The sequence below is a fragment of the Maribacter sp. Asnod2-G09 genome (assembly GCF_045063795.1).
Taxonomy (GTDB): Bacteria; Bacteroidota; Bacteroidia; order Flavobacteriales; family Flavobacteriaceae; genus Maribacter.
The window spans coordinates 650,831-662,882 of the sequence record NZ_JBEFOA010000003.1 but is presented as its reverse complement, the minus strand read 5'-3'; the positions used below and the strand labels follow the sequence as shown (position 1 = coordinate 662,882).

Annotated in this window: 7 protein-coding genes and 1 pseudogene; 1 reads left to right on the top strand and 7 read right to left on the bottom strand. The window is 35.4% G+C overall.

Annotated features, from left to right (window positions below; genetic code table 11):
* Window positions 1-51 precede the first annotated feature (51 nt).
* Window positions 52-1,854: a glycoside hydrolase family 15 protein gene (locus ACJJVT_RS06970; protein ID WP_405397478.1), complete on the top strand. Its 1,803-nt coding sequence runs from the start codon at window positions 52-54 to the stop codon at window positions 1,852-1,854.
* Here ACJJVT_RS06970 and ACJJVT_RS06965 read toward each other — a convergent pair whose 3' ends face one another.
* The 7 genes and pseudogenes from ACJJVT_RS06965 to ACJJVT_RS06935 form a co-directional block, all read right to left on the bottom strand.
* The gene (locus tag ACJJVT_RS06965) at window positions 1,855-3,279 is read right to left on the bottom strand and encodes a pyridoxal phosphate-dependent decarboxylase family protein (RefSeq protein ID WP_405397476.1); all 1,425 of its coding nucleotides are present in this window, start codon (window positions 3,277-3,279) and stop codon (window positions 1,855-1,857) included.
* A gap of 102 nt (window positions 3,280-3,381) precedes the next feature.
* Entirely contained in the window at window positions 3,382-5,193 is a 1,812-nt protein-coding gene (locus ACJJVT_RS06960; RefSeq protein ID WP_405397474.1) for an acyl-CoA dehydrogenase family protein, read from the bottom strand.
* Window positions 5,194-5,241: 48 nt separating this feature from the next.
* Window positions 5,242-5,531 (bottom strand): annotated as a pseudogene (locus ACJJVT_RS06955) (four helix bundle protein).
* Between the two features lie 112 nt (window positions 5,532-5,643).
* Entirely contained in the window at window positions 5,644-6,834 is a 1,191-nt protein-coding gene (locus ACJJVT_RS06950; protein ID WP_036155119.1) for an acetyl-CoA C-acyltransferase, read from the bottom strand.
* Window positions 6,835-6,933: 99 nt separating this feature from the next.
* Window positions 6,934-9,339 (bottom strand): 3-hydroxyacyl-CoA dehydrogenase NAD-binding domain-containing protein, encoded by a 2,406-nt coding sequence (locus ACJJVT_RS06945; protein ID WP_405397473.1) that lies wholly within the window; start codon window positions 9,337-9,339, stop codon window positions 6,934-6,936.
* A gap of 33 nt (window positions 9,340-9,372) precedes the next feature.
* Complete coding sequence (locus ACJJVT_RS06940) at window positions 9,373-9,804, bottom strand: MarR family winged helix-turn-helix transcriptional regulator (protein WP_073244959.1); 432 nt, start codon at window positions 9,802-9,804, stop codon at window positions 9,373-9,375.
* 318 nt (window positions 9,805-10,122) lie between these two features.
* Complete coding sequence (locus ACJJVT_RS06935; protein WP_405397472.1) at window positions 10,123-11,895, bottom strand: AMP-dependent synthetase/ligase; 1,773 nt, start codon at window positions 11,893-11,895, stop codon at window positions 10,123-10,125.
* Between the last annotated feature and the right edge of the window lie 157 nt (window positions 11,896-12,052).

Below are 12,052 nucleotides of genomic sequence, written 5' to 3'. Positions count from 1 at the left end.
AAAGGAGGGTATTACCAATTGAAACCTCATATGAATTAAGATTTTTATTGAATGGATAATTTAGACTACGGAATAATAGGGAATTGTAGAAGTGCAGCATTAATTTCAAAGACAGGAAGCATCGAATGGTGCTGCTTACCAGAATTTGATAGTCCATCTATCTTTGCAAAATTACTAGATGAGGAGATTGGCGGTAGTTTTGAAATCAATGTAGATGATAGCTATGTGATTACCCAAAAATATGAGCAATTCACGAATATATTAATCACTTCTTTTAAATCTGGCGGTGACCATTTTGAGATCCATGATTTCATGCCACGTTATAGAAAAGAAGGCAATGCCTACCATGCGCCACCAGAGTTAATTAGATATTTTAAACATGTGTCAGGTGCTCCAAAATTTTCAGTAGTATATGACCCTAAGCTTGAGTATGCTATGGGTAAAACTGAATCATTTATAAAGAAAGATTTTATAGCAAGTCTTACACATGACGTAAAATTCGATACTATATTTTTGTATACTTCTTTTGATAAGAAGACTATTGTAGATAGTGGTGAAATTGAGCTAAAAGAAGATGGTTATATTTTAGTAGGTTACAATGAAAAACTATTGCTACCTACTACAGATAGGGCTTACTTAGATTTACAAAATACAAAGGTATATTGGTTGAATTGGTCTAATTTGACACCTACCTATGAGAAATTCAACGAAGAAATTTCTAGAAGTGCACTTACTTTAAAGCTGTTAAGCTATGATAAAACAGGTGCAGTTTTAGCGGCAGCAACCACATCATTACCAGAAACAATAGGTGAAGTACGTAATTGGGATTACCGATTCTGTTGGATCCGCGATGCATCAATGGTAATTAAGGTAGTATCAGAATTGGGGCATAAGAACGTTGCAAGACGTTATTTACAGTTCATTATAGATTTAATACCAGATAAGGCCGAGAAGCTTCAAATTATGTATGGTATTAATAAAGAAAAGAAGCTAACTGAAGTAACCTTAGAACATTTAGCAGGTTATAAAGGTTCTAAGCCTGTAAGAATAGGTAATGCAGCTTACCACCAAAAGCAAAATGATATTTATGGTATACTAATGGATGTTATCTACGAGCAGATGGCGAAATTTAGTGTGGATATTGATAATGGAGAAGATCTTTGGGCGATTACAAAAGGAATCGTTTGGATAGTAAGTAATAATTGGAAGGATGCCGATAAAGGTATTTGGGAATTCAGAACAGAAGATAGACATTTTACATTCTCAAAAGTGTTATGCTGGACAGCTTTGGATCGCGCCATAAAGGTTGCTGAAATGCTTGGTAAAAAACATAAAATTGAGAAATGGGAGCCTATTAGAGCAGAAATCTGGAAAGATATATATGACAATGCTTGGAACGAAGAAGTAGGTGCATACACACAGTCTTATGGATCTAAAGAGTTAGATGCATCAGTATTATTGATGGAGTCTTACGGTTGTATAAAAGCTAAAGACGAAAGATACATAAGTACAGTACATGCCATAGGGAAGGAGTTGAATAATGACGGATTGCTTTATCGATATAAAAACGAGGATGATTTTGGTTTGCCTTCATCATCATTTACAGTATGTACATTCTGGTATATAAATAGTTTATTTAAAATAGGAGAACGTAAAAAAGCGTTGGAGTATTTTGAGCGATTATTGAGTTACAGTAATCATTTAGGTCTCTTTAGTGAAGATATTGATTTTAAGACGAAACGATTGTTAGGAAACTTCCCGCAAGCGTATTCGCATTTAGCGTTAATAGAGTGTGCAATCAACTTCTCTAAAAAAGAAAGTGAAGATCAAATGCTCGAGTCTTTAAGAGAATAATTAACCAGTAGCAACGGACTTAATTTTTTGTATTAAGGCTTTAAAATGAAGCGCTGTGGTAAACGGATTCATCACCGTAATACGCATGTAATGCGTACCTTTTAGTTTCGTCTGTACAATATAAAATTCGCCATCTTCTAAAAGAGATTGGCGAATTTTTACATTAAGAGCATTTGTATGTTCTTCATCCATATTAGTAGGGCAATACCTAAAACAAACAATATTGGACATTGGCTGTAAAGCCAATTCGAAATTAGGCTCCTCTTTAATAAGCTGAGCAAAGTGAGCACCCAAATCATATAGTTCGGTAACATTTGCATCAAAAACTTCTTCACCGTACAATTTTAGGAGCGTGAACCAATGAATAGCCATCATATTTTTGGTGCATTCAAACGTGCGTTTACCAGAGTTATACCAATCTTCATGCTCAGAATCTGTAAGTAGGTAATCTGCTTTCTGGCTAAAAGTGGCGTTAGCATTTTTAACATCTTTATAGAGTAGGGCAGTGGTCAGCGCTGGCATTAGCATCATCTTATGTCCGTCGATAACAACAGAATCTGCCAATTCAATGCCTTTTAGGGTGTGCTTGTATTTTTTGGAGAAAATTCCCGCTCCGCCATGAGCACCATCAACATGAAACCAAATATTTTGTTTTTTAGCAAATCCACCAATCACTTCTAAATTATCAAAAATGCCGGTCGCAGTAGAAGGAGCGCTACCAACAATAGCGAATATTTCAATTCCCTTTTCTTGTGCTTCTTTAAATTTTGACACCATTAAATCGGTATCCATTCTAAAATCTTTGGTTACAGGAACTTTAATTATTCCCTGGTCGCCCAATCCCATAATTCTTGCGGCACGATCAACGCAATAATGCGCTTCTTCGCTTACCATAATGCCTAATTGATTTTGGTTGCCCTCGTTCCAAATATCCCTTTTAGTAATCGCTTTTCGTGCACTTAATAACGCGGTTAAATTTGCTAAAGTTCCGCCTGAGGTTAAGAATCCTCCAGATGTATCATTGAAACCAATTTTCTTGCAAATCAATTCTATGATAATGCGTTCAATAGCATTAGAAGACATACCCATTTCGTAAACCGCAGTCCCGTTATTTAATAATGAACTAATTAACCCAGTGAGTGCAGTAATTGGAGCTGGCGGACTCACTTGATGTCCCATATACTTAGGGTGGTGTACGTAGGTGGTACGTTTTATTATTTCTGGAAAAAGGTCTGTTTCAATACCATCAGCTAAAAATTTCTTCCAGAATTCTAGTTCCTCCTCAGGTTCTTTCCAATTGATTGTATTACGAGAAGAAGCATTCAGTTTATCCTCTAAGTGAGAAGTCAATTGGTCGATTAGAATATGACCATTCGAATTAAATTCGGAAGTATTATAAACCTGTTCTAATAATTTTTTATACATGGTTTAAAAGTAGTCGCAATATCAATATTTACCAAACAAAAAAACCGCCCCAATTGGGACGGTTTAGTATTCAAGTTACCAAACAACAAAAGGTAATCTGAATTAGTCAAACGTATAACCGTTATCTGCAGCAACCTTATCGGCAATTTGTGTGCGTAAGGCAACTACATTAGGGTAGTTTGTATATTTAGTGAAACGTTTAAGTCCCATTAACATCATTCTTTGCTCATCACCTTCGGCAAAAGAAACGATAGCTTCTTTACCTTTATTGATGATAGTTTCAGTAGCATTAAACAAATATAGTCTAGACATCGCTATTTGAGTAGCTTGTGCTTCTTCTCCAAATCGTTTTGCATTTTTCTCGGTACGTAATAAAGCAGATTCTGCCATGTATACTTCAATAAGAATATCAGATGCAGCCAACATTAATTGTTGGTGATTTTCTAATTCTGCTCCGTATTTCTGAACCGCAGATCCAGCAACCATCAAGAAAACCTTTTTAAGTCTCTTCAAGATATCTTTTTCTTCAGCGAATAGTTCAGAAAAATCTGGAGTATCGAAAGAAGGAATCCCCATTAATTCTTCACCAACTGCCGTAGCAGGACCTAAAAGATCAACATGACCTTTCATTGCTTTTTTCACTAGCATACCTACTGCCAACATTCTGTTGATTTCGTTTGTACCTTCATAGATACGGGCAATTCTTGAATCTCTCCAAGCAGATTCCATCGGAGTATCAGCACTGAAGCCCATACCTCCAAAAATCTGAATACCTTCATCTGTAGTTTTTTGACAATCTTCAGAAACAGCTACTTTAAGAATAGAACATTCAATAGCATATTCTTCAACACCTTTAAGTTCAGCCTCTTGGTGTGTATTGCCTTCAGCTTCGCGCATTGCAATACGATCTTCTATATTTTTAGCAGCACGGTAACTTGCAGATTCATCAACATAAACGCTAGTTGCCATTTCGGCAATTTTAGACTTAATAGCGCCAAAGTTCATAATCGGAGTTTTGAACTGAATACGCTCATTAGCATATTTAGTAGCTTCACCGATAACTCTTCTTTGTGCATCTAAACAAGCAGCCGCTAATTTTATACGACCTACGTTTAATGCATTCATTGCAATTTTGAATCCGTTACCTCTTGTAGATAACATATTCTCAGCAGAAACTTTAGTTTCATTAAAGAATACCTGACGCGTAGAAGAGGAGTGAATACCCAATTTCTTTTCTTCATCACCTAAGGTAATACCGTTACTTGGGTCATTTTCTACAATGAAACCAGTAATATTTTTATCATCTTCAATACGAGCAAATACGATAAACATATTACAGAAACCTGCGTTTGAAATCCACATTTTCTGACCTGTAATACTATATGATTTTCCGTCATCAGAAAGAACAGCTTTAGTTTTTCCTGAGTTCGCATCAGAACCAGCACCTGGTTCAGTAAGGCAATAAGCGCCAAACCATTCTCCAGAAGCTAATCTTGGTACATATTTTTGTTTTTGCTCTTCAGATCCATAAAGTGTAATTGGCATAGTTCCAATTCCTGTATGCGCTCCAAAAGCAGTACTGAAAGAACCAGTTGCTCCAGAAATGTAATCACAAACTAACATGGTAGAAACAAAGCCCATACCCATACCACCGTATGATTCTGGAACAGCCACACTTAATAATCCTAATTCACCAGCTTTACGCATGGTTTCTTCTGTAAAAGCGTAGTCTTTATTCTCAAAACGCTCCCAATGTGCCCAAAGTTCTCTGTCAACAAATTCTTTGGTGCTCTCACGCATCATGCGTTGCTCTTCATTCAAATCTTCTAATGTGAAAACATCTTCACAATTGGTTTCTTTGACAAGGAACTGTCCTCCTCTAAGAATATCTTTTTTTGCTGTATCTGTACTCATGTTGTTAATAGTATTTAGAAGTTAGAATTGAGAAAATAGAAAAGAGATTTATGATAGGCTATTTTGAAAGCCCATGGTCATTTTCTGAAATTCTTCAATTTTATCTTCAAGTAATTTTAATTTATTATCAGTTATATAATTTCTATTATTAGCTATCAATATTTGTGTTTCTAATTCAAAAGAAGAACCTAAAGAGATACTTAAAAATGACTAAAAGATTTATCTGTTCTTGCCGACCCTTCTGCAATATTACTTGGGATTGAAATTGAACACCTACTCATTTGAGAGCTTAAATCGAATCTTTCATGTTTGGGAAAACTTAATAGTACATCTGAAATGTCATTAGCTATCTCTAAACCTAGCTTCCAATTTTCAAGTTTCTATAGTTATGCCTCAAAGCCATTAAGTATGAATCTTTAATCTTTAATCTCTTTTCTATTTTCTAATTATTTAATTTAAAAATTCAAATATTCCAGCAGCGCCTTGACCTGTACCTACGCACATGGTAACCATACCGTATTTTCCTTGCATATCTCTTTTACGCATTTCATCAAATAATTGTACAGATAATTTTGCTCCGGTACATCCTAGTGGGTGACCAAGTGCAATTGCACCACCATTTACGTTTACGATATCTTGATTTATTTTCAACTCACGCATTACCGCTAAAGATTGCGAAGCGAAAGCTTCATTCAATTCTATTAAATCAATGTCGTTAAGCTTTAAGCCTGCTTGTTTTAATGCCTTTGGAATAGCGGCAATAGGACCAATACCCATTATTCTAGGTGGTACACCGGCAGCAGCATAATTTACCAATCTTGCGATAGGTTCAAGATTTAATTCTTTCACCATTTCTTCACTCATTATTAAAACGAATGCTGCACCATCACTCATTTGCGAAGAGTTACCAGCAGTTACACTTCCGCCAGCAGCAAAAACTGGGCGAAGTTTATTTAAAACCTCTACAGAAGTTCCTTTTCTTGGACCTTCATCTTTGGTTACTGTATACTTACGGTGTGCTTTTTTTCCGTTAGCATCTAAATAGGTCTCTTCGACTTCAATAGGTGCTATCTGACTTTGAAAACGGTCTTCGGCTTGTGCTTTCAATGCTTTCATATGAGAGTTGTAAGCAAAATTATCTTGGTCTTCCCTAGATACTTTGTACTCATTTGCTACAGCTTCAGCTGTATTACCCATTCCCCAGTAATAATCTTCATGACCAGAATTTGCCAAGTCATAGTTCAATTCTGGTTTATTACCTGTCATTGGAACAGAGCTCATACTTTCTGCACCACCAGCAATAATACAATCGGCCATACCGGCTTGAATTTTAGCTGCGGCAACACCAATAGTTTCTAAGCCTGATGCACAGAATCTATTTACCGTTACACCTGGTACATCAACAATATCTAATCCCATTAATGAAATTAGTCTTGCCATGTTCAAACCTTGAGAACCCTCTGGCATCGCATTACCTACGATGACATCATCAATACGTTTTTTATCAAATTGTGGCAATTCCTTCATCATATACTCGATGGTTTCGGCAGCCAATTCATCTGTTCGCTTAAAACGGAAAACACCCTTCGGAGCTTTTCCAACAGCAGTTCTATATCCTTTTACTATATATGCAGTTTTCATTTTTTATGCTTTAGGCTATTAGCTTTTAGCTATTAGCATTTAATTGTTGTTTTATAATAGACTGATAGCTAATTGCTACAGGCTAACAGCTACGTAATTTTAGTTACGTAATGGCTTACCCGTTTTCAACATATGCTGAATACGTTCTAGAGTTTTTCTCTCTGTACATAGCGATAAGAAAGCTTCACGCTCTATATCTAATAGATATTGCTCAGATACTAATGTAGGTTCTGATAAATCACCACCTGCCATTACATAAGCAAGTTTATTTGCGATTTTCTTGTCGTGTTCGCTAATATAGTGGCTTGCTTCCATAGCATCTGTACCTACAACGAACATACCTAAGGCTTGTTTACCTAGTACTTTAATATCATTGCGAGCTGCTGGCTGCGTATATCCAGATTCTGCCATTAAAATTGCATGTGCTTTTGCAGTTGCAATTTGACGGTCTTTATTAACCACTACAACATCTTTACCTTTTTGAAGCAATCCTAAATCAAAAGCTTCGTAGGCAGAAGTAGATACTTTAGCCATACCTATTGTCAAGAAATATTCTTGCAATACATTTAATTCAACATCACCTTTCTTAAAAGTGTCTTGTGCACGTAATGCCATTTCTTTAGAGCCACCTCCACCAGGAAGAACACCAACTCCAAATTCTACAAGTCCCATATAGGTTTCAGCTGCCGCAACAACCTTATCTGCATGTAGTGAAATTTCACAACCACCACCTAATGCCATACCATGTGGAGCAGAAATTGTTGGAATAGCAGAGTAACGCATACGCATCATCGTATCTTGGAACATTTTTATTGCCATGTTCAGCTCGTCATATTCTTGCTCGACTGCCATCATGAAAATCATACCAATATTTGCACCTACAGAGAAATTCGGAGCTTGGTTACCAACGACCAAACCTTGAAAATCTTTTTCGGCCATGTCTATTGCTTTATTCAAGCCAGCTAAAACATCACCACCAATGGTATTCATTTTAGATTGGAATTCTACATTTAAAATTCCATCACCTAAATCTTCTACTACAACACCAGCATTTTTAAATACCTCTTTAGATTTTCTAATGTTATCTAAAATGATAAATGAATCTTGTCCAGGAATTTTTTCCATGGATTTTTTCGGGATATCATAAAAATATGTACTTCCTTCTTTTACCGAGTAAAAAGAATCTTTACCGGCAGATTTCATTTCTTGAACCCAAGCAGCAGCTTCTAAACCTTCAGCTTTAATAAATTCAAGACCTTTATCTAAACCAACGGCATCCCAAATTTGAAATGGACCATGTTCCCAGCCAAAACCAGCTTTCATGGCATCATCAATTTTATAAAGCTCATCTGTAATTTCAGGTATTCTATGAGAAACGTAAGCGAACAACTGTCCGAAACTCTTACGGTAGAATTCACCTGCTTTATCTTTTCCACCACAAAGTACTGCAAAGCGATCAACTACTTTGTCAACCGTTTTTGTTAATTCTAATGTGGCAAATTTTGCACTCTTTTTAGAACGATAATCCATCGTTTCTAAATCAAGCGTTAATATTTCAGTTTTACCTTTTGCATCTTTCGATTTCTTATAGAAACCTTGTCCTGTTTTACTACCTAACCATTTGTTCTCCATCATGGTATTGATGAAATCTGGTAGTTTAAATAAATCGTGACGCTCATCATCTTTACAGTTATCATAAATACCATTGGCAACGTGTACCAAAGTATCTAAACCAACAACATCAACAGTTCTGAATGTAGCAGATTTTGGTCTACCGATTACAGGACCAGTAAGTTTATCAACCTCTTCAACCGTCATATCCATATCCTTAACCATATGGAAAAGGCTTTGAATACTGAAGATTCCAATTCTATTACCTATAAATGCCGGGGTATCTTTAGCAACTACAGAAGTCTTACCTAAGAACTTTTCTCCGTATCCATTTAAAAAGCTTAATACATCAGCATCTGTTTTAGGACCAGGAATGATTTCAAAAAGTTTTAAGTAACGTGCAGGGTTAAAAAAGTGGGTACCACAAAAGTGCTTTTGAAAGTCATCACTTCTACCTTCAGACATAAATTTGATAGGAATACCAGAAGTGTTGGAAGTAATTAAAGTACCCGGAGTACGATACTTTTCAATATTTTCAAATACTTGTTTTTTAATATCTAATCGTTCAACAACAACTTCAATAATCCAATCAACTTTAGATATTTTTGAAATATCATCTTCCATATTACCTGTAGTAATACGGTTTGCAAATTTTTGATGATAAATAGGTGATGGTTTTGATTTCAACGCTGCCGTTAAAGAATCATTTACCATTCTATTGCGAACTACCTTATCTTCTAAGGTTAAACCTTTCGCTTTCTCTTTGTCATTTAGTTCTCTAGGAACAATATCTAACAATAAAACCTCTACGCCAATATTTGCAAAATGACAGGCTATACCGCTACCCATTATTCCTGAGCCAATGACCGCTACTTTTTTAATGTGCTTGTTCATGTACTTTATGCTGTATTAATTTGATAAGTTGTATTAAAATAATTTTTTGTCTGCAATTAGTTTATTGATGGCATCTGTCACTTCAAAAAAACTATCAAGTTTTTCATCTGTCACTTCATTTTTTACTGCCTCATTAAATCTAAGAACTGTACTTTTAGAATCGTTTCTTTTCTCTAGTCCGAAGTCTGTTAAATAAATAAGAACGCCTCTTCCATCTTTAGGGTTAGGTTTTCTTAAAATTAGACCTTTTTGTTCCATACTTTTCAAGATCCGAGAAAGGCTAGTCGCTTCCATTCCCATTTTTGGACCTAGGGAAGTAGATGGTGTGCCCGTTTTTGGATCAATACTCAGTAATGTGAAGCCAACAGCCATAGTAGAATCAAAATTCTTTGCTTCTTCATTATACATTCTAGCTACTGCTTGCCATGTAGCTCTCAACGCATAATCTATCGTTGCTTCTTTCATACTCCTTTAGTTGGTTCCCAAATATAAGAAAATTTATTATGCATGCATAATAAATTTTCTTATATTTTAGTTAATCAGATGTTACTAGTGTAACTTAAGGTGAGGTATCTTATCTAATGTTTTAAAGGTATATTTATTGTATAGAGGTATGTTTATTAGCTAGATACATTGAAAATATTTTTTTGTTATTTAGCTACCCTTCTCAATTTTTTTTGAAATACTTAGATAAAAAACAAAAGCCCAACTAAATAACTTTTTCAAGATTTAGTTGGGCTTCATAATTTATTACTATTAAACTATTGTATGATTGATTAATAATCAATGCTCATATATATCATTATATAGAGCGATATATTTTTGCTTAATTATCTTTCTTTTCATTTTCATAGTAGGTGTCAGGTGTCCTTCTTCCATACTCCAAACATCAGGGGTTAGTCTAAACTGTTTAATTTTCTCCCACTTTGCAAAACTTTCATTTGCTTGAGCTACTTCTTCCTCAATTCTGGCAATAACTTTTTCGTTAGTTGCGATATCGCTATTATCACCTACAGAAATGTTCTTTCTTTTAGCCCATTCCTTAATATGTTCAAAATTTGGTTGTATTAATGCGGCGGGCATTTTTTCGCTTTCACCGACTACCATAATTTGCTCTATGAATTGCGATTGTTTAAAGCGATTTTCTAAAAGTTGCGGAGCGACATATTTACCACCAGAGGTTTTAAACATTTCCTTTTTACGATCTGTAATTTTCAAGAATCCGTCACTATCTAATTCACCGATATCTCCGGTTAAGAAATAGCCATCAACAATAACTTCTTTGGTTTTTGCTTCATCTTTATAATAGCCTAACATAACTTGTGGACCCTTAATGCAGATTTCACCATCAGCAGCTATCTTAACTTCGGTGCGATCAATAGGTTTACCAACACTACCAATTCTGAATCCGCCTTCGCGCATGTCATTAACCGATATTACGGGTGAAGTTTCAGATAATCCGTACCCTTCCATGAGTCCGAATTCCGCAGCATTAAATATTCGAGATAATCGCGGTTGTAAAGCTGCGCTACCAGAGGCAATTAAACCTAGGTTACCTCCTAGGCCTTCTTTCCACTTACTGAAAATTAATTTTCTGGCAATAGAAAGTTGTGTTTCGTACCACCATCCATTTTGACCGTATGGTTCGTATCTAAGACCCAAGTCTACAGCCCAAAAGAATAGTTTCTTTTTAATACCTGTAAGCTCTGTTCCTTTGGCATAGATTTTATCATATACCTTTTCTAAAAGGCGAGGTACCGCTGTCATAACATGCGGACTAGTTTCTTTTAAGTTATCGCTGATTTTATCTAAAGATTCAGCGTAGTAAATAGAAACACCTCTAAATTGATATAGGTAAATTAACATTCGCTCATATACATGGCATAAAGGCAAGAAGCTTAATGCTTTTGTTTTTCCATCTTCAATTGGGAAGCGCTTAGAGCTTTCAATGGCATTAGTTACAAGATTATTATGTGATAACATAACACCTTTAGGTCTACCTGTAGTACCTGAAGTATAAATTAATGTTGCCAAATCGTTTGGTGTTACGGCATTCATTGATTTTTGAACTTCATCTTGGTTTGAAGTATCTGCACCTAATTCTAAAACCTTACTCCAATTATCGCAATTAGAAAGTTCTTCAAAAGAATATACATTTTCTAAGCTTTTGACCTGGTCTTTAATTGAAAGCACTTTTTCATATACTTCATCGCAAGAAACAAAACAGAATTTCGCTTCAGAATGATTAAGCACATAGGCGTAATCTTCTTCAGATATTGTTGGGTAAATGGGCACATTCTGTGCACCCAACTGAAGAATACCGATGTCCATAATATTCCACTCAGTTCTATTGGTGAGTGATATTACGGCAATCTTGTCATTAGGTTTTACCCCAAGGCGTAAAAGCCCACGGCTAATGGTATTTGCTTTATCAATATATTCTTGAGTAGATGTTTTTATCCACTCTCCATTTTTTTTTGACACCAATGCCTCTTTTAAGGCATGCTTTTCAAGCTGATAATATGGAAAGTCAAAAAGACGGGTTACTTTTTGCATATTTAATTTCTAATAGGATATGCAAAATAGTGAAAGAACTCGATATTTTAAAATTGTATTGTTAAATAAACTGGCATCTTATTACAATATTCTTAATTCTAGACTTTTATACTGCAAAGCATCGAAAATAGCCATTCAACTACAATAAATTGTATTT

What these genes read in the sequence shown, in the direction of transcription:
- ACJJVT_RS06970 (WP_405397478.1), top strand. Translation starts at nt 52, where the DNA reads ATGGATAATTTAGACTACGGAATAATAGGGAATTGTAGAAGTGCAGCA.
- ACJJVT_RS06965 (WP_405397476.1), bottom strand. Translation starts at nt 3,279, where the DNA reads ATGTATAAAAAATTATTAGAACAGGTTTATAATACTTCCGAATTTAAT.
- ACJJVT_RS06960 (WP_405397474.1), bottom strand. Translation starts at nt 5,193, where the DNA reads ATGAGTACAGATACAGCAAAAAAAGATATTCTTAGAGGAGGACAGTTC.
- ACJJVT_RS06950 (WP_036155119.1), bottom strand. Translation starts at nt 6,834, where the DNA reads ATGAAAACTGCATATATAGTAAAAGGATATAGAACTGCTGTTGGAAAA.
- ACJJVT_RS06945 (WP_405397473.1), bottom strand. Translation starts at nt 9,339, where the DNA reads ATGAACAAGCACATTAAAAAAGTAGCGGTCATTGGCTCAGGAATAATG.
- ACJJVT_RS06940 (WP_073244959.1), bottom strand. Translation starts at nt 9,804, where the DNA reads ATGAAAGAAGCAACGATAGATTATGCGTTGAGAGCTACATGGCAAGCA.
- ACJJVT_RS06935 (WP_405397472.1), bottom strand. Translation starts at nt 11,895, where the DNA reads ATGCAAAAAGTAACCCGTCTTTTTGACTTTCCATATTATCAGCTTGAA.